15 protein-coding genes and 3 tRNA genes are annotated in these 18945 nt (G+C 62.2%); 13 read left to right on the top strand and 5 right to left on the bottom strand.

Features of this window, described 5'->3' with window-relative positions:
* Nucleotides 1-47 precede the first annotated feature (47 nt).
* The 8 genes from EU811_RS18275 to EU811_RS18240 all read left to right on the top strand — a co-directional run bounded on the left by EU811_RS18275 (nt 48) and on the right by EU811_RS18240 (nt 8932).
* Nucleotides 48-1433, top strand: coding sequence for a glycine--tRNA ligase (locus tag EU811_RS18275; RefSeq protein ID WP_142939731.1), 1386 nt, complete (start codon nt 48-50; stop codon nt 1431-1433).
* Between the two features lie 2 nt (nt 1434-1435).
* Entirely contained in the window at nt 1436-2398 is a 963-nt protein-coding gene (locus EU811_RS18270; protein ID WP_142939730.1) for a GNAT family N-acetyltransferase, read from the top strand.
* 115 nt (nt 2399-2513) lie between these two features.
* Nucleotides 2514-4019 carry a YibE/F family protein gene (locus EU811_RS18265; protein WP_142939729.1) on the top strand — a complete coding sequence of 502 codons (1506 nt, stop codon included), beginning with the start codon at nt 2514-2516 and terminating at the stop codon, nt 4017-4019.
* Between the two features lie 113 nt (nt 4020-4132).
* Nucleotides 4133-5314, top strand: a complete 1182-nt coding sequence (dusB, locus tag EU811_RS18260; RefSeq protein ID WP_142939728.1) for a tRNA dihydrouridine synthase DusB — start codon at nt 4133-4135, stop codon at nt 5312-5314.
* Nucleotides 5315-5378: 64 nt separating this feature from the next.
* On the top strand, nt 5379-6695 hold the full coding sequence (locus EU811_RS18255) for a deoxyguanosinetriphosphate triphosphohydrolase (protein WP_142939727.1): 1317 nt from the start codon (nt 5379-5381) through the stop codon (nt 6693-6695).
* 59 nt (nt 6696-6754) lie between these two features.
* Entirely contained in the window at nt 6755-8617 is a 1863-nt protein-coding gene (gene dnaG, locus EU811_RS18250; RefSeq protein ID WP_142939726.1) for a DNA primase, read from the top strand.
* A 53-nt stretch (nt 8618-8670) separates the two neighbouring features.
* Nucleotides 8671-8743 (top strand) — tRNA-Asn (locus tag EU811_RS18245).
* A 116-nt stretch (nt 8744-8859) separates the two neighbouring features.
* Nucleotides 8860-8932 (top strand) — tRNA-Asn (locus tag EU811_RS18240).
* Nucleotides 8933-8982: 50 nt separating this feature from the next.
* Here EU811_RS18240 and EU811_RS18235 read toward each other — a convergent pair.
* The 5 genes from EU811_RS18235 to EU811_RS18215 all read right to left on the bottom strand — a co-directional run bounded on the left by EU811_RS18235 (nt 8983) and on the right by EU811_RS18215 (nt 14842).
* On the bottom strand, nt 8983-9390 hold the full coding sequence (locus tag EU811_RS18235; RefSeq protein ID WP_142939725.1) for a hypothetical protein: 408 nt from the start codon (nt 9388-9390) through the stop codon (nt 8983-8985).
* Nucleotides 9391-9434: 44 nt separating this feature from the next.
* Nucleotides 9435-10718 (bottom strand): alpha/beta hydrolase, encoded by a 1284-nt coding sequence (locus EU811_RS18230; protein WP_142939724.1) that lies wholly within the window; start codon nt 10716-10718, stop codon nt 9435-9437.
* A 22-nt stretch (nt 10719-10740) separates the two neighbouring features.
* On the bottom strand, nt 10741-13239 hold the full coding sequence (locus EU811_RS18225) for a bifunctional lysylphosphatidylglycerol flippase/synthetase MprF (RefSeq protein WP_142939723.1): 2499 nt from the start codon (nt 13237-13239) through the stop codon (nt 10741-10743).
* Nucleotides 13240-13382: 143 nt separating this feature from the next.
* Entirely contained in the window at nt 13383-13562 is a 180-nt protein-coding gene (locus tag EU811_RS18220; RefSeq protein ID WP_142939722.1) for a glycine zipper domain-containing protein, read from the bottom strand.
* Nucleotides 13563-13612: 50 nt separating this feature from the next.
* On the bottom strand, nt 13613-14842 hold the full coding sequence (locus tag EU811_RS18215; protein ID WP_142939721.1) for a multidrug effflux MFS transporter: 1230 nt from the start codon (nt 14840-14842) through the stop codon (nt 13613-13615).
* Nucleotides 14843-15014: 172 nt separating this feature from the next.
* Between EU811_RS18215 and EU811_RS18210 the strand changes: the two genes are divergently transcribed.
* From EU811_RS18210 to EU811_RS18190, 5 genes are all read left to right on the top strand, one after another.
* On the top strand, nt 15015-15863 hold the full coding sequence (locus tag EU811_RS18210; protein WP_142939720.1) for a phage holin family protein: 849 nt from the start codon (nt 15015-15017) through the stop codon (nt 15861-15863).
* Nucleotides 15864-15908: 45 nt separating this feature from the next.
* Nucleotides 15909-16532: a CDP-alcohol phosphatidyltransferase family protein gene (locus EU811_RS18205; protein ID WP_142939719.1), complete on the top strand. Its 624-nt coding sequence runs from the start codon at nt 15909-15911 to the stop codon at nt 16530-16532.
* A complete protein-coding gene (locus tag EU811_RS18200; protein WP_142939718.1) occupies nt 16532-17449 on the top strand; it encodes a DMT family transporter in 918 nt (305 codons plus the stop codon). The genes EU811_RS18205 and EU811_RS18200 overlap by 1 nt, the downstream gene beginning before the upstream one ends.
* 95 nt (nt 17450-17544) lie before the next feature.
* On the top strand, nt 17545-18741 hold the full coding sequence (locus EU811_RS18195; RefSeq protein ID WP_142939717.1) for a glycosyltransferase: 1197 nt from the start codon (nt 17545-17547) through the stop codon (nt 18739-18741).
* Between the two features lie 84 nt (nt 18742-18825).
* Nucleotides 18826-18899, top strand: a tRNA-Ile gene (locus EU811_RS18190).
* Nucleotides 18900-18945 lie beyond the last annotated feature (46 nt).

Below are 18945 nucleotides of genomic sequence, written 5' to 3'. Positions count from 1 at the left end.
CACCGCGGACCGCACCCAGCGGCCCTGTAGAACAAATGGAGTTACCCATGGCAGCAAAATCCGTCCTTGACCAGGTCATTTCACTCTCCAAGCGGAGGGGCTTTGTCTTCCAGGCCGGTGAAATCTATGGTGGCTCCCGTTCTGCGTGGGACTACGGTCCCCTCGGTGCGGAGCTGAAGGAAAACATCAAGCGCCAGTGGTGGCAGAGCATGGTTCGCGGCCGCGAAGATGTTGTAGGCCTGGACTCCTCGGTCATCCTTCCCCGCCAGGTATGGGAAGCATCCGGCCACGTGGAGGTTTTCTCCGACCCCCTGGTTGAGTGCCTTTCCTGTCACAAGCGCTACCGTGCCGACCACCTCGAGGAAGAGTACGAGGAAAAGAAGGGCCGCCCGGCAGAAAATGGCCTGGCGGACATCGTCTGCGCAAACTGCGGCACCCGCGGACAGTGGACAGAGCCCCAGGAATTCTCCGGTCTGCTGAAGACCTTCCTCGGCCCGGTGGCCAGCGACGAAGGCATGCACTACCTTCGTCCCGAAACGGCCCAGGGCATTTTTGTGAACTTCAACAACGTCCTGACCACATCCCGGAAGAAGCCGCCGTTCGGCATCGGCCAGATCGGTAAGTCGTTCCGTAACGAAATCACGCCGGGCAACTTCATTTTCCGTACCCGCGAATTCGAGCAGATGGAAATGGAATTCTTCGTCGAGCCCGGCACGGACGAAGAATGGCACCAGTACTGGATGAAGGAACGCATGTCCTGGTACACGGGCCTGGGCATCCGTGAAGACAACCTCCGATTCTTTGAGCACCCGCTGGAGAAGCTCAGCCACTACTCCAAGGGCACCACGGACATCGAATACCGCTTTGGTTTCCAGGGCTCCGAGTGGGGCGAGCTCGAGGGCATCGCCAACCGCACGGACTTCGATCTCTCCACCCACGCCAAGGCCTCCGGCACGGACCTGAGCTACTTCAACCAGGCCACCAACGAGCGTTACACCCCGTACGTGATCGAGCCCGCCGCCGGCCTGACCCGCTCCTTCATGGCCTTCCTGATCGACGCTTACACCGAGGACGAGGCACCCAATGCCAAGGGCGGCGTCGATGTCCGCACCGTGCTGAAACTGGATCCGCGCCTGGCTCCGGTCAAGGCCGCCGTCCTGCCGCTGAGCCGTAACGAGGACCTGTCCCCGAAGGCAAAGGCACTGGGCGCCCAGCTGCGCAAGAACTGGAACATCGACTTCGACGACGCCGGCGCCATCGGCCGCCGCTACCGTCGCCAGGACGAAATCGGTACCCCGTTCTGTATCACCGTGGACTTCGACACCCTGGAAGACCAGGCCGTCACCATTCGTGAGCGCGACACCATGAGCCAGGAACGTGTGTCCCTGGACAAGGTTGAGGGCTACCTTGCAGCACGCCTGATCGGCGCCTAGCCGTGGCTTTGGATTACCGCGAATGGAAGGAAGGCGATGACCTCGCCCTCCTGGAGATCTGGGGCGGCCCGGAAACACTCCCCGCAGAGCAGTTCCGTGCAGCCCTGGCACCTTCCAGCAACCAGCCCTGGCGCCGCTGCATCGTGGCCGAGGACGTGGTGGATGGCGTACGGATTCCCGTCGCTGCAGGTGTTGTCCATGAGGCTTCGCTGCACCCGGAACGGCTCTGGGCGTACGTCGAGGTTGCAAAGGATCACCGCCGTGAAGGCGTTGGTGCAACCCTGCTGACCATGCTCCGCCGGGAAGCCGGGAACTCGCCGTCGGGCGTTTCGAAACTGCGCAGCAAGGTGGAGCCGGACACTGCCGGTGCTGCATTTGCTGCGGCAGCGGGACTTTCGCCCATTCAGCGCTCGCAACTGGTGGTGGTGAAGCCAGAGCCGTTGTCCCTGCCGCGTTTTGGCGACGGTTCCGAGGAAGCCGCCTCAGAGCGCGTGGAAGACCTGGCTACAGGTTCGGTGGAACTGAGCGACGTGGTGGGCAAGTACTACTCCCACGTCCACCACTGGGACAGCCCCGGAGAGCTGAGCATTGCCACAGTGCAGCGTTTGTTCCTGCATGACCTGACCGGCGCGCACGGGGCAATCGTCCTGCGCGCACCCAAAGCGAGTGCGTTCGGCCAAGGCGTTCCTGCCAGCCGGAAAGGTAAGATCCAGGCGTTCGCCATCAGCTACGCCCAAGGCAATTCCGACGAGCCGTCTGATGTCTTCCTTGGACACGATCCCCTGCTGTCCGCCGAGGAAGCAGCGGCCGCGGTCCGGGACCTGCTGGCACTCATTGCCTACCAGCATCCGGTCTTGCTGGAAGTTGACGAGTCCATGACGGCGCTTCGCACGGTTCTTGATCCGCTGTTGGAATCCGGAAAAGCCCATGTGCGGGGCGCAGACACCCTGATTGTCAGCGACTGACCACATCTTCGGCACGCCCGGATCCCACGTTGCCCGCATCCCGCGGGCCGCGTGGGATCCTGCGTTTAAATGCAGCTGTGCCCGCGTAGGGTTAAGGCATGAGGTTTTGCTGCTGATGGGCCACGGTCACTCCCACGGTCATTCTGAAAATTCCGAGCCAACCCCGCAGGCCATTGCGTCGCGGAAGCGGGCCAACTGGATTCTCGCGGCCATTCTTGTTCCGGTGGGCGTCCTGACGCTCGTGGCCATGATGGTCCTGTGGCCTTCCGGCAGCCGCGAGGGCATCACGTTTTCAAGCCCATACCAACCCGCCCCCGGAGTCACGTTCGACACTGGCAGGATTCAGAGCGTGGTGGTGGAAAGCTGCACGCAGACGGGTCAAAGCAACACGGGCCAGGGCAACACCGGCCAAAGCAACACGGGCCAAACTGACACGGGCCAGAACAGCCAGTCCGGCGGATCCCAGTGCACGTTCGCCTTCACGGAGCCGGATAAGGGCGGGGACGTAGTGAAGGTTGTCATCAACCCTGACGTGGCCATGTCCCACGGCGTGGATGTGGGGGACTCCATCCGATACCTCAACCTGTCCGCCGTCCAGGGGGCAAGTGCTGGAAGCGGCGCCCCGGCTTATGTATTTGTGGACTTTGTCCGCAGCATTCCCATCGCCCTCCTGGCTGTCCTGTACGCAGCGGTGGTCATCGCGGTGGCCCGTTGGCGCGGCTTCCGGGCGCTTCTTGGCCTGGTGGGTGCCTATTTTGTCCTGGTGAGCTTCATTCTGCCGGGTTTGGTGGAAGGAAAACCGCCGCTCCTGCTGGCTCTGGTGGGCTCTACGGTGATCATGATCGGGGTCCTGTACTTTGCGCACGGGTTCTCGGCGCGAACGTCTACGGCCCTGCTGGGCACGATCTTTGGGCTCAGCATCACTGCGCTGTTGGCGGCGTGGGCTACGGACGCGGCTAATTTGGCCGGAGTGGGGAACCACGACGCTTCAACGCTGGTGAACATGTCCCCGCAGATCTCGATCTCCGGGATCATCCTCTGCGGCCTCATCATTTCCGGCCTGGGCGTTCTCAACGATGTGACCATCACGCAGTCCTCCGCAGTGTGGGAACTTTACGAACTGGCGCCCAACACCAGTGCCCGCAAGCTGTTCTCCTCGGCTATGCGGATCGGGCGGGACCACATCGCTTCCACCGTCTACACCATCGCCTTTGCCTACGCGGGCGCCGCACTTCCCATTCTCATCATTGTGATGCTCTATGACCGCCCGCTCGCGGAAGCACTGACCAGTGCCGAGCTGTCCGAGGAAGTCATCCGCACCTTGGTGGGCTCCATCGGCCTGGTTCTTGCCATCCCCGTCACCACCCTGATCGCTGTCCTGGTGGTGAAGGCCACCGGCATAAAGCGCCTTGCCGCCGCAGGCGGGGCCTCGGTGAGTCCCGATGAGCTTAAGGACACCGGTTCGCTGGCAGCAGCCGCCGTCGTCGCGGGTTCAGGGTCGGAGGACACGCACGACGCCGACACGCGCCTTGACGCTCACGGCAAGCCGGCACGCCCGGGTAGCCGCCGTGCACAACGGGAAGCGGAGCGCCGCGGCGGAAGCACCGACAACACCACCTGACGCCGGGTCTGGATCTTGCCCCCAGGGCCCGCCTGAGTACGGTGTGCTGGACGATCAAGCAGGGGATTCGGCGGGCCGTCCGCCGATTTGCCCGGATTTGCAACAATGGTTAGGTGACTGTTGTAGCAACGCCCCCCGCACCAAAGCTTGAGCTCCCGCCATTGAAGCTTGGCAGGATCACCGTGGACACACCCGTGATCCTTGCCCCGATGGCCGGCATCACCAACTCGGCCTTCCGCAGGCTCTGCCGTGAATACGGCGGCGGCATGTACGTGGCCGAGATGGTGACGTCCCGTGCCCTTGTGGAGCGGACGCCGGAATCGTTGCGCATCATCTCCCATGATGAGGACGAGAAAGTCCGTTCCGTGCAGCTCTACGGCGTGGATCCTGTGACGGTGGGCGCCGCGGTGCGGATGCTGGTGGAAGAGGACCGGGCCGATCACATCGACCTCAACTTCGGCTGCCCCGTGCCCAAGGTCACCCGGCGCGGTGGCGGTTCAGCGCTTCCCTGGAAGATCGATCTGTTCACCTCAATCGTCAATACAGCAGTCAAGGAAGCCGCCAAGGGCGATATCCCGCTCACCATCAAAATGCGCAAAGGCATTGATGAGGATCACCTGACGTACCTCGACGCCGGCCGGATCGCCCGCGACGCCGGAGTAGCCGCCGTCGCACTTCACGGCAGGACTGCCGCGCAGTTCTATTCCGGCCAGGCCGACTGGTCCGCCATTGCCCGCCTCCGCGAAGCTCTGCCGGACATCCCGGTGCTGGGCAACGGCGACATTTGGTCTGCCGAGGATGCAGTTCGCATGGTCCGGGAAACCGGTGTGGACGGTGTCGTAGTGGGCCGCGGTTGCCAGGGCCGCCCCTGGCTGTTCGGCGACCTCCAGGCAGCGTTTGAGGGCAGCGACCAGCGGCACCGCCCCGGGCTCCGGGAAGTGGCGGAGGGCGTCTACCGCCATGCTGAGCTGATGGTGGAGACCTTCGGCAACGATGAATACAAGGCACTCCGTGAGATCCGCAAGCACATGGCCTGGTACTTCAAGGGCTATGTTGTGGGTGGCGAACTCCGCGCCAAACTGGCCACCGTTCCCACCCTCGAGGTGCTGCGCGAATACCTTGATGAACTGGATATGGACTCGCCCTACCCGGGAGTCGATTCCGAGGGCCCCCGCGGCCGGGCTGGTTCGCCCAAGAAGCCTGCGTTGCCCAAGGACTGGCTGGAGAGCCGTCAGCTGAACGCTGAACAGAGCGCGGATATCTCGGCCGCAGAGCTGGACGTTTCGGGCGGCTAGCCTCACACGTGTAAGACTGACTCAAGAAGCTCCACACCCCGGCGCTTGAAGGAGGCAGATACCCATGGGAACCGAAGCGATTCTTGGCCACGACGGGACGGCCCACGATTTTGTGCTGGCCATCCCCGGATACGCCGAGGCAGATTCCGCGCGGTGGGTCGAAGAGCCCCGCAAGAGCAACTATCGCTCCGACTTTGAACGGGACCGCGCCAGGGTCCTGCACTCCTCGGCGTTGCGCAGGCTCGGCGCAAAAACGCAGGTAGTTGCCCCGGACACGGATGACTTTGTCCGAACCAGGTTGACCCACAGCCTGGAGGTGGCGCAGGTAGGCCGCGAACTGGGCCGGTCCCTCGGCTGTGATCCTGATGTGGTGGACACTGCATGCCTAAGCCACGATCTCGGCCATCCGCCCTTCGGCCACAACGGTGAGTCCGCGCTCAATGAAGTTGCGCACACCATTGGCGGCTTCGAAGGCAACGCCCAAACCCTGCGGCTCCTGACCCGCCTGGAACCCAAGGTACTGGCAGAGGACGGCAGGCCTGCAGGACTCAACCTGACCCGTGCCAGCCTGGACGCCGCGTCCAAGTACCCGTGGTCCGCCGTCGATGCTCCTGTCATTCATGGGCACCGCACCAGCAAATTCGGCGCCTACGAGGACGATCTTCCCGTCTTTGAATGGCTGCGTGAAGGCGCTCCGGGCAACCGCTCCTGCATCGAGGCCCAGGTGATGGACCTTGCAGACGATATTTCCTACTCGGTCCACGATGTTGAGGATGCGATCGTCGCCGGTCATTTCCAGCTCAAATGGATGGAGAACCCGGACCACCGGGCGCGCGTGGTGGGCTACACCAAGCAGTGGTATTTGCCGCATAACGATCCCGCCGAGATTGATGCTGCCCTTGCCCGCCTGGAAGCCACCAAAGTTTGGGTGCGCGAAGCTGACGGCAGCCGGAAATCCATGGCTGCGCTGAAGGATATGACCAGCCAGTTGATCGGCCGGTTCTGCCAGAGCGCCATGGAAACCACCCGCGCTCATTTCGGCCCGGCCAACCTGACCCGGTACGACGCCGAGCTCATGGTTCCTGAAGAAACTGTCACTGAGATTGCGGTCCTCAAGGGCCTGGCCACCACGTTCGTGATCTCCACCGACCATCGCCAGCCGGTGTACGAGCGTCAACGCGAAGTGCTGCACGCACTGGTCGGCGTCTTGAACGCCACAGGTGACCGTCACCTGGAGCCGATGTTTGCCTCTGACTGGCGCGACGCCGTCGACGACGGTGCGCGGCTGCGCGTGGTGATCGACCAAGTCGCCTCGCTGACGGACGTCTCCGCGTTGGCCATGTATGAGCGGCTTGTGGGAAGCCTTCCCTCGCTCTGGTAGCCCGCGGAACCCTGCCGTTAACGGCGGGGACGCCCCGGGCAAGCGACTAGGATGGTGACGTGGCTGGCCTGATCAAACGTGAAGATATAGACGAAGTACGCCAGCGCACGGATATCAAGGAAGTCGTTGACGGTTACGTCACCCTCAAGGGCGCCGGGCTAGGCAGTTTTAAGGGCCTGTGTCCGTTCCACGACGAACGCTCACCCTCGTTCACTGTCCGCCCGCAAGTGGGCCGGTACCACTGTTTCGGGTGCGGGGAAGACGGCGATGCCATCTCCTTTGTCCAGAAAATGGACCATAGCTCGTTCCACGAGGCCGTAGAGAAACTGGCTGCCAGAATCGGCTACGAGCTGCGCTACGAGGACGGCGGCACCGGTCCCAGCCGTGAAGAGGTGGGCAAGCGCCAACGCCTGTTGGACGCTCACAAGATCGCCGATGAGTTCTTCCGTGCGCAGTTGCTGACGCCGGGAGCTGCCGAGGGGCGGAACTTCCTGGACGGCCGCGGTTTCGACCGCGCCGCCGCCGAACATTTTGGCGTCGGATACGCGCCCCAGGGCTGGGACGCACTGTTGAAGCATCTCCGCGGCCGTGGGTTCACTGATGCTGAGTTGAAGCTCACAGGCATGTTCTCGGAAGGAAACCGGGGAATCTACGATCGTTTCCGTGGAAGGCTGATCTGGCCCATCAGGGACATCGCAGGCGACACCATCGGCTTCGGCGCGCGGAAGCTCTACGAGGACGACCAAGGCCCCAAATACCTGAACACTCCTGAAACCACGCTGTACAAGAAATCCCAAGTCCTCTACGGGATCGACATCGCCAAACGGAACATCGCCAAGGAACGTCAATTGGTAGTGGTCGAGGGGTACACGGACGTCATGGCCTGCCACCTCGCCGGAGTTACGACGGCGGTGGCCACCTGTGGTACTGCTTTCGGTACCGAGCACATCAAGGTGGCCCGGCGGCTGCTCTCGGACGACGGCAGCGGGGGAGAGGTCATCTTCACCTTCGACGGCGATGCCGCCGGCCAAAAAGCTGCCCTGCGGGCATTCGAAGAAGACCAGCGGTTCCAAGCCCAGACGTATGTCGCTGTTGAACCCAGCGGCGCCGATCCCTGTGATCTTCGTCAACTCAAGGGCGATTCCGCGGTGCGGGATCTGATCAGCAGCCGGAAACCCCTCTTTGAGTTCGCCATCAAGGCCTCGCTCCGCAGGCACAACCTCGACACCGTGGAAGGGCGTGTGGCCGCCTTGCGCGAAGCCGCCCCCGTGGTGGCGCAAATCAGGGACTCTGCCGCGCGGCCGGGCTACACCCGCGAACTTGCCGGGTGGCTGGGCATGCCCATCGAAGAGGTCAGTCGATTCGTTGGCGGAGCTGCCAAGCGCGCCGCCGCGGGCGGCGCGGGAGAACAGTCGACGGCACCGGCGTCGAGCGGTCCCGTCTTCCAACGGCCCGATCCCCGGGACCCCATAGCCGGTATGGAACGCCAAGCGCTTGAAGTGGTCCTCCAGGAGCCATCAGTGCTGGGCGGGGGAGCCTGGGAGCGTTTCGAGGCCTCGCAGTTCACCACTCCTGCTTACGCCGCCGTCCACACTGCCGTGCGGGCTGCCGGTCTGGCACACTCGGATGACCCCGTGGCGTGGGTGGAGCAGGTCCGTCAGGAAGTTCCCGAGCCCTTGAGGCCACTGGTCTCGGAGTTGGCAGTGACGCCCCTGCCGGCGAGCACTGCGGAGGCCATGCAGCGGTACTGCCGTGACATCCTGGCCCGTCTTTTCGAATTGCAGATCACCAGGATCAAGGCAGACAAGATGGGTCAGCTGCAGCGCTTGGATGCAGGTGCCAATCCGGAGGAGTTCCAGCGGCTGAACCGGGAGCTGATGCAACTCGAAATGGAGCGCAGGTCGCTGCGTTCGGACGGTTGAAAGCGCCGATTTCACTTTCCGGCGGGCCCCTGTTAAGCTAGTAACCGCTTCATTCCTCCGTAGCTCAATTGGCAGAGCATTCGACTGTTAATCGAAGGGTTACTGGTTCAAGTCCAGTCGGAGGAGCGCGCAATACCCCCGTTTCGAGCCTTCGAAACGGGGGTATTTTTATACCCCCGAGGGGTATGGTGAGTCGATTTCGCATTCCGGTAGAACCTTTGCTAAAGTCATAACCGCTTCATTCCTCCGTAGCTCAATTGGCAGAGCATTCGACTGTTAATCGAAGGGTTACTGGTTCAAGTCCAGTCGGAGGAGCAACGGGACCCCGTACCGGCTTTTCAGCTGGTGCGGGGTCTGCTTTTTGATCACACAAAATCCATCTCCACTTGCAGGAACCGGGCCGCCTCGACCACCGCCGCCAGGAACGAATCCTGCTCGGTGGGCGGAGTCCGGGGTTCGCGGGGATGCCATTCGTGGGGCGCCGAGTAAACGCGGGTAAAGCCGCCTCCTGGCGGGGCATAGAAGATGCCAAAGCGTTGGACCGGCCATTCCGGCGAGGTCTCCGGTGCGACCAACAGCGCGGCGTCGGTTTCGGGATTGTACCACTGGGCAATGGGTCTGCGACGGTCATCGGTAAAGAGCCCGGCGGCGTATAGTGCAGCCGACTGAGGGCTGGTCACCGAGCACAGGCGGTCCCACCACAGCGGCAGGATGCGTTCATCCCGACGCTGCCACGGTGCCGGAAGCGGCTGCAGCTCTTGCCCATGTGGCACAGCTCAACTTTATCGCCGGTCCCGGGCTGGCAAAAGGGCAAAGGCTATTTTGAGAGTCCAAGCCTTGGGTACAGTACGTCGAAACCCTTGGTCAGGCCTGCGTTCAACGCCAAGCCAACGTGACCGCCGTTAGGCACTTCGTAGTACGTCACGGTCATCCCAGCATCCCGGGCGGCAGCGGAGACTGCCTTGGCGGCTGCCACGTACGTGGTGTCGTCCGAGCCTACGGTGAAAACTGCCGTTGTGTTAGGGAACTGCTTGCCTTTCATGATGTTGATGGGCTTCTGGGCATCGTAGGCAGCCTGGTTGCCATCGAAGATCGATGCAAGGTTGCCGGCCGGGTCCTCCGCGCCGGGAAATTCCTCGCCGGAGATGTCCACCACGTTGCCCCACATCTGCGGGTATTTGACCGCGAACGAGATTGCGCATTGGCCGCCATTGGAGTAGCCGGCTATGGTCCAGTGTTCGCGGTCCTCGAGGATGTTCAAGTTCGCTTTGGCCCAATTCACCACGTCCTGGTTGATGTACTTCTCAACGTTGCCGTACTTGGCGGTGTCCAGGCAGAGGGTGTCATTCTGGTCGGGGCCGATCTGGTCTGCCACGATTGCGATGGGGGCAAGACCGTTGTTCCTGGCTGCGAACTCGTCCAGGGCCGCCGACACGTATTGCGGATCAGGGAGTCCCGGCTGGCCCATCATGAGGACGAACAAGGGCAGCTTGGGCGGATGTGCCGTGAGGGCGGCAGGGGGCAGGTAGATGCCCGCCGGCCTGGCGACAAAACCGGAGACGGTGGCTGGTATGACCTGGGTTCCTGCTTCGCCCTTCGCCGGCTGGTCGGCAGGGGGCTTCCAGCTCTGCCATAGCGGACCGGCCGGGACAGGGGCGTCCGGGTCAGGTTTAGCCAGTTGAATGGCGTCCTCCGTGGAGATTCCCAGCGCTGAGCCCAAGGTTTTGTTGAGCCCGAACTCGGTGTTGATGCCCAGACCGGCCACCACCACGAACACCGGAATCGAGAGAGCCGCCACTACCTTCCGCCAGCGCTGACTATGGCGGAAACTGACTACGGCCAGACCCACGGCGGCAAAGCAGGAAATCGCCCAGAACCACACCCGCGGCGTCAGCCCCACATGAAAGACGTCCATGACGTCCTCCACGAGCCACACGGTCAACCACCCGAACAGTCCCGCCACCACAATCGCCGTGATCGCGGTACGGGCCCAACGCGCTGACGGTCTCAGGAACAACAGCAGGAAAAAGCCGACGCCGATCACCCCGGCGATGATCATGACGACGGGGCCGCTGATCTCGAGCTTCAAGAGCTCGTTCATGACCGGGAGGTCCGCTCGTGCCTCATGCGGCTGGCTCCTTGGCTACCATTTGCCGCAACAGCCCGGCGCTCTGCGTGGGGGACAGCCCCGGCAGGTAGGCCGAACCCACCGCGATGCCGATGGAAGGCAAGGCCAACGGGTCCTGGTAGTACATGTATAGCGTCCTGTGTTCGGGCTGGAACCTCGATTTGAAAGCGGCCAAGGATTTGAAACCGTACATGGGTTCCAGGGCGTTTCCCAGGAGCGCAAGGACGCGGTCCAAAGCGCTGCGGTCTCCATCGCCGGCACCGGCCCCTGCAGTGGCGAGCGGTGAGCCGGATAGGGAGATTTGGGGTACTTCTTCTTTGAAGTGGGTCACGGCAGAGGCGATCAGGAATTCCATGACGCCCTTGAAGCCTGTGGTGCGGCGGCGCATGAAGTCCAAGGTCCACCCTGAGATGACCCCGTGGGTGAAGACCGGGAGCCAGCTGGTTACCCCGTGGACCAATCCGTCGTCATCCACCGCCACGCAGCAGAGCACCTCGGGATCTTTGAGCTCGTTCAAGCCGCCCAGGGTGAAGCCCATCTCCGGAAGGGCCTTATCGGCCACCCATTCTTCGGAGATCTCAGCCAGCTGCGCCCTGATTCCCGGAGGCATCTCAGGGTAGGGGTACCAGTGATCCTTGATGGCAAGTTTGTCTGCGCGGTTAAGTGCGGTCCGGACGTTCTGCCACTCTTTCCCCTTGAAGGTCATGGCCTGGACGTTCAGGAGTGTCTCTTCAGCTACTTCCAATTTCCTGAAGCCGTGGGGGAGCAGTGGGACATCCAGCTCTGCCGTTGCCGAATAGAAGCACGGGATCAGGCCCAGGTTGGCGCAGTGCTTGACGAAACCCGTCGCTGCCTCGGCATGGTGCTCCTCAGCGCCGAAAGGGCCGGCAACGGTGAGGGCCACCCCGTTATGGACCTGATAGGCGATTCCAGCTTTCCTGTCCGGGGTGAACCAGTACTGGTTGTTGTCCCAGAGAGCCATCCAGGACAACGTGCCGCCGCCATCATGCAGCAGTTCCCTGGCGTGTCCCAGATCCGCCGCCGGATCGGTGGCCAGCATCCTGAACCGCCGGAAGTTGTTCAGGACCAGCACCAGGATGCAGAGCCAGATGATGTCCCCGCCCAGGCCGTACAGCACTGTGCTGAGCAGGCCCTGGGGCAGGGCCACCACGAAGGGGACCGGGAAAGGTACCAGGATGTGGGTCAGTTGCCCGGCAAGGTCCAACAGGGTGGAGCGGCCCGGGTTGCCTTCGAGGAACCAGAAGATCACATAGAAGATCACAGCGGCCACAGCCAGAACGAGCGAGGTCCGGCCAAGAACCCGGTACCCGGCGTCGCTGGATTCGACGCGGAACTTATGCCGGTTCACCAGAAGCAGCACCGCGATGATGACAGGCGCGAGGACTGCGGGGACCGCGTACAGCAGGAGGTAGGCGAAGTCGTCATCGCCTAGTGTGACCCCCGGATCGGTCACGTACTGAAGGATGGAGAGGACAGTTACGGCTGCCAGATACAGCTGGATCACAAGGGTCAGCCGGTATGCGAGCCGCCGGCCGCGCCTCAGACCCTCAGCGCAGACCAGCAACAGCAGCACAGGAATCAGCGTCAGAATGGCCGCGCCGAAGCTCTGGACACCCACGATGCTTTGCAGGGTGACACAGTTGTTGTCGTTATTGCAGGCTTCCTGAACCTCATCGGCGTCGGGACTTGCCTGAAGCATCACCTCGGAAACCACCGACAGGGGGCCGACTTCCCACGTTCCGGTCAGTTGCGTCAGCAAAGGTCCCACCGCGAAGACACCCACCACGGTGCCCACCAGGAACCGTGTTTCGCGAAGGCTTGAGGAGTGCAACGAGCCTGCCCTGCGGCGCAGGACCAGCGACTGGATGGCCCAACCTGCCAGGATGCCGATCACGGCCCCGGCAAGCGCCTGCAGGGTTTGGGCGACCCCAACGAACAAGGCAAACATCAGCGTGGCGGCCAGCAACCACGTCCGCAGGCGCCGACGCCACAGTGCATCAAGCGCCGCCGTCGAACATCCCAGCGCTGCGGCGGCGCCACCATAGGCGCCCACTACATATTCGCCGCCCAGGAAACTTAGCCATTGGTCGCTGGCATCCGTTCCGAAGGTCACCAGCACCACAAGTACCAGGGCACTGAGGGCTGAACCGGCAATGAAAGCAGCCAGGGCCAGCCAAGGCCCCATAACGCGTTCGGCGATGCCCACACCCACCAGGATCGCCGCTGTGCAGGCCAGGTAGTCGAGCAAGGAGGAGGCGAAGAACCCCGAGGTGAAGATTGACCACCACGGTCCTGGCTCCACTGCCAAGCCAATTCCCACTTGATCCAGCAGATCTTGTCCGGGGCCGTTGACGAGGCTGCCGGAGATAGCGCCCAGCACCCAAAGGAGCACCACCAGCGCCAGCGTCAGCGGCAACCTCCGTAAGGTTGCCAAGCCGCGAACACTGCCCCGGAATACAACAGCCGTGCTCATGTGATGTCCCCTTCACCGGTTCAAGCACCGGTTACCCGGCTGGCCACCATTCTGCCCTGCGGTACGCGGTTAGGGGAGGGGTTGGTGGTTCCCGACGTCGGCGGGTCGCCTGCGGGGCCGGCTTAGTCATGCTTGCAGCTGGCTTAGTCCCGCTTCCAAGGGCCGGGGTTCACGCGGTAGAGCACAGCGGCGCCGATCACGGCGCCCAGGATGGCGCCGAACAGTGCGCTTCCCGCGGCGCGACCGAGAAGAGCACCGGCCAGGGCTCCAAGCAAGGCGCCAAGGAAGAGGCCCCTGCCGTTGCGGTGCGGTTTATTAGTCATGGTCACAGCCTACGGGGCCGGTTCTCAAGAGCCGGTCCTCAGGAGTCGGCCTAATGAATAGACGGAACCGACCGCGGCCGCACAACCAGCCAAAGCGCCGCAATAGCGCCAGTGATGCAGACGGCCATGACCGCGCCCATGGGTACAGCGGAGCTGACGCCCAGCCAACCCACCACCGGCGGGACAATACCGGCCATCATGAATTGGGATGCGCCCAGGAGCGATGCAGCGGTGCCCGCTTGCGCGCCGTGGTTGGCCAGGGACAGGACCTGAACGCACGGGAACATGAAGCCAGTGGCGCAAATGTAGAACCACAGAGGGATGAGGATGCCCCACAAACCCACATGGAACAGGTCAAGCACCACGATCAGCAGGGCGATGAACAGCATGAAGGCCGTAGCACCGGCCACGATCCACTGCGGAGCCACCCGTCGGATCAGTCGGGAGCTGATCTGTACGCCTGCCACGATGCCCAAGGAGTTGATACCGAACAGGATGCCGTATTCCTGCGGCGAAAAGCCGTAGACGTTTTGGAAAAGAAAGGTCGATGCTGACAGATAAGCGAAAAGTCCACCGAAATTCAGGCTTCCCACCAGCACCATGCCCACAAAGATCCTGTCCGTCAGGACGGTCTTGTAGCGCTGGCGCACGGTGACAGTGGATTTTCCCCGCTGCTCAGCCGGAAGTGTTTCCCGGATGAAGAAGATCGAAGCAAGGATGACCAGCAGTCCATAAGCGGCCAGGAAGAAAAAGATGCCCGGCCAAGGGAAAGCCAACAGCAGCTGGGAGCCGATGACCGGCGCCAGGATGGGGGCCAATCCGTTAACCAGCGACATCCGCGAGAACATCCGGACCATGGAGTAGCCGTGGAAGAGATCCCGGACCATGGCCATGGCCACCACGCCACCTCCGGCAGCACCGATCCCCATGAGCACGCGGAATAACGACAACATCCCGATGTCTGTGGCAAGCGCCGCACCCAGCGATGAGCCGATATGCACGGCTGTGGCCAGAATGAGCGGAAGCCGACGCCCCACCTTGTCACTGAAGGGTCCCACCAGCAGTTGGCCGAGCCCGAAGCCAACCGTGGTACCGGTCAGAGTGAGCTGGATCGCCGCCGCCGAGACATCAAAACTCTCTTCCAAAGCGGGGAACGCCGGAAGATAGAGGTCGATGGTGAAAGGACCGAGGGCGGTCAGTGCACCCAACAAGAGAATGTAGACGAGTTTTTCGCGTCGGCTCAGAGAATCGCCCGGAGCAATGGGAGAGGTCACGATCATCTATCCTATGGCCCGGATCATATTTATTGGACGTATGACGGGCGCGCCGGGGCATGATGCCGAAAGTTCAGCAGGAACCTGAATGATAGCTTTGAGGACAGGTGTCCGCGGGGATGGTTTTTCGCCGCGTTCGCCTTACACGATGCCCAGAGGAAGCAGTTAGGCGGAACCCATGAGTGGACGTCACACCGGCCGGCCCAGTCAAGGACCAGCCATTCGTACTTTGCCGAAGACCCTCAAGCTCGTAGCAAGGCTGGCTCCGAGGCAACTCAACGACGAAATAGCCTTGGCGAAGGTTGAACTTAAGCGAAAAGCCACGCAGGTTGGCATCGCCGGTGCCTTCTTCGGAGTAGCGCTTGTGTTCATGGCGCTCCTGGTCATTGCACTGGTTGTCGCGGCGATCCTGGGATTGGCCACTATTATGCCCGGCTGGCTGGCGGCTCTGATTGTTGCCGCCTTTTTCCTGGTGATTGTGGCCATCGCGTCCCTGATTGGTATTGCCAAGTTCAAGAAGGCCATGCCCTTGGTCCCCGAGGACACCATCCGGGGGATCAAACATGATCTGGGAATCGCCAAGGAAGGCTCTGACTTCGACGAGTCCATCCTCGATCCCAACTCGCCCGCCGCCAAGGCAGCCAAGGCCGAAAAGGAAGCGGCTGCGCAGAAGGCCAAGGCAGAGAAGGCTGCAAAGGAAGCCGCCAAGGAAGCCGATGCCGTCAAGGCGCCCACCGAAGCCGAGCTTCGCTCGCGCCTGAAGCGCCGCCGCGAACACCTCACGGGCGTTCGCGACGAGCTCGGTGAGCAGCTGGACGTCAAGAAACAGGGCCAGGCCCTGCTGCAGAGCGCCAATGGAAAGTTCCAGGAGAGCAGGGAATTCGCTGCGGCGAAGTTTGCCGACCTTGGAGACTCCGTCCCTGAGAGTCTCACCGAACGGCTTGCCGCCCGGTGGAAGGACCTTGCTGCGTTTGCCACGGCTGCAGTGGTGTTCGTTGTTGCACTGCGGAAGTTACTGAAGAAGTAGCAGCCAGCGGCGCCACCAACACTGAAGACGAGGAAGGGGGAGAAGATGAGATTGATCGGAGCTGGGTCGCACCCTGACCGGCCGCAGGTTGATCACGACCTCATCTTCACTGTCCCCAACATCCTCACGGTACTTCGCTTCATGGGTGTGCCACTGTTCGTCTGGCTCGTCCTGTCCGAACAGGAGTACGGTTTCGCGGTCCTGGTGCTCGTCATCATGGGCAGTACCGACTGGGTGGATGGCTACATCGCCAGACGCTTCGACCAGACTTCCAAGCTTGGCCGGATCCTGGATCCCATGGCAGACCGGGCCGCACTGCTGGCGGTCGCCTTCACACTGGCGATTGCCGGCGTCGTGCAGTGGTGGTACCTGGCCGCGCTACTGGTGCCGGACGCCGTCCTGGCTGTTGCATCCCTGATTTACTTCCGGAGCCACCCGGACCTTCCGGTGAGCATCATCGGCAAGATCCGCACGGGGCTGCTGCTGATTGGTACGCCGTTGCTGGTCCTGTCCAAGTTGCCCATTGCTTTCACCGACGTCTACTTCGTGGCCGCCTGGACGTTCCTGGGCCTGGGCCTGATCGGCCACTGGATAGCCGCTTACAACTACTACTGGGCCATCCTGCGCAAAGGAAAAGAATTGAAAACCGACGACGGCGGACGAGGCTGATGGTCTGGCTGGCGGTTTTTCTCGCGGTACTTGGTGCCTTCTTCCTCGCCATCGGCGCCCAGCGGCAGGGCAGCGCCGTGAAAGCCGACACCGGCGGCTTGGCGCTAAGCTCCAACGGTTTCCTGCGGCTCCTGCGGAATCCCCGATGGATGCTGGGCCTGCTGTTCCTCGCCCTCGGAATGGTGATGAACGCCATCGCCTTGGTCTCAGCACCTCTCACGGTGGTGCAGCCTATTGGTGCCATTGCGCTGGTGATCACCACAGTGGTCAATGCCAAGGACCAAGGTTTGAGCATCAACCGTGCAACCGTGGTGGCCATCAGTGCCTGTGTGACTGGTTCGGCGCTGTTCGTGCTCCTGGCCGTCAACGTCACGCAGGAGAACCATCACGTCAACAGCGACGACGAACTGACAATCGTTCTCCTCCTGGCCCTTGCGGTGGGCATTTTTGGGACACTTGCGGTTCTGTTCAAACACCGGATGAGTGCCTTCATCTACATTTTGGGAGCCGGTGTCCTGTTCGGCTTCGTCGCCGTTTTGACCCGCATCATCGGCAAGCACCTGCTGGACCCCAACGGCTTGTTCCTGCTGAACGTTCAGTGGTACACGCTGATAGCGATCGTGGCCGCCGGGGGACTGGGGTCATGGTTCGTTCAGAGCGCTTATTCCGGCGGCCCACCGGACCTGGTCATTGCCGGCCTGACCGTGATCGACCCCATGGTGGGCATCGCAATTGGCATTGTGATTCTGGGTGAGCTTCGTCCCGATGTCCACGCCGTGATGGCCATCGCCATGGCGGCGGCCGCTACGCTTGCTATCGTGGGGGTTATTGCCCTAAGCCGGCACCATCCGGAAGTCACCAAACGCAAGAAGGATGCAAAGGCGGCTGCCAACCGGAAAGCCCAGGGCAAAGCTTGACCTTGCGCCACCGCTGTTGCGGGCGGCAACCCGGCGACACCGCAGCATTGCCACAAGCAGTGCTGTCCGCACCGTGACCATCAGGAGTTCTCCACGTGACCATTCCCGACACCAACAAGCCCCTCACTATTCTGATTGCCGCGGATACCTACCCGCCGCATGTCAACGGTGCCGCCCAGTTCGGCTACCGCCTGGCCAAGGGGATGACGGCACGCGGACACAACGTGCACGTATTGGCCTGCCGTCCGGACACAGGCAAGAGCTATACCGAGTTCCGCGATGAAGCCACCGTTCACCGGCTCCGCTCGCATGGCGTTTTCACCCATGAGTACTTCCGTATTTGCTTCCCGTGGGAAATCAAGAAGGAAATCAGCCTCCTCTTCGACAAAGTCCAGCCTGACGTCGTTCACATCCAGAGCCACTACATGATCGGTGAACACGTCCTCTACGAGGCCGTGAAACGCGGAATCAGGGTTGTGGCCACCAACCACTTCATGCCCGAGAACCTCAACCCGTTCCTGCCCTTCCCGCAGTGGTTCAAGGACATTGTGGGACGAGTTTCGTGGAAAGACATGGGCAAGGTCATGGGCCAGGCCGACGTGGTCACCACACCCACACCGCTCGCTGCCAAGGCCATGCACCAGCACGCTTTCCTGCGGAAGGTCCTGCCCCTTTCCAACGGCATCGACTCGTCCGCGTACGAGCTGCAGCCAGGTGAAGTCATTGAGCCGCATGCCAACCCCACCGTCCTGTTCGTGGGCCGGCTTGCCGAAGAAAAGCACATCAACGTGCTGATCGATGCCGTGGCCAAGACTCCACGGGAACTGAACGTGAACCTCGAAATCGTGGGTGGCGGCGAAGTTCGCCCAGCCCTTGAAGCCCAGGTAGCTAAGCTTGGGCTGGGGGACCGGGTGAGGTTCCTCGGGCTGGCCAGCGACGAGGACTTGCGTGAGGCCTACATCAAGGCCGACATTTTCTGCATGCCCGGGACAGCCGAGCTTCAGTCACTGGTGACGCTGGAGGCCATGTCTGCTTCCACTCCTGTGCTGCTGGCCAACGCCATGGCGCTGCCGCATTTGGTTCGCGACGGGGAGAACGGTTACCTCTTCACCCCCAACGACAGCAACGAGTTGGCGGCAAGGATCACCCAACTGGTGGAACTTCCCCGGGACGAGCTTGAGGCCATGGGCAAGTTGAGCCGCGAGATGGTGGAGCCGCACAGCATCAACAGCACCCTTCAGACCTTCGAGGACCTCTACCGGGGCGCTACGTACGAGGACATGGTGGTGTGACAAAAGCACTCTCCAGGACCTATTAGAATTGCTGGAGTGCTTTGCCCGGAACTGCTGCTTTGCGGTGGCCGGACCGGGCATCAAGGGGCTATAGCTCAGCTGGTTAGAGCGCGGGACTCATAATCCTAAGGTCCTCGGTTCAAGTCCGAGTAGCCCTACATTTCATGCAGGAGCCGTGGCCGATGATCCATCGTCGGCCACGGC

Source organism: Arthrobacter sp. TS-15 (assembly GCF_006964045.1).
Taxonomy (GTDB): domain Bacteria; phylum Actinomycetota; class Actinomycetes; order Actinomycetales; family Micrococcaceae; genus Arthrobacter.
The sequence above is the reverse complement of the archived record's forward strand: the minus strand, read 5'-3'. Positions and strand labels throughout refer to the sequence as shown.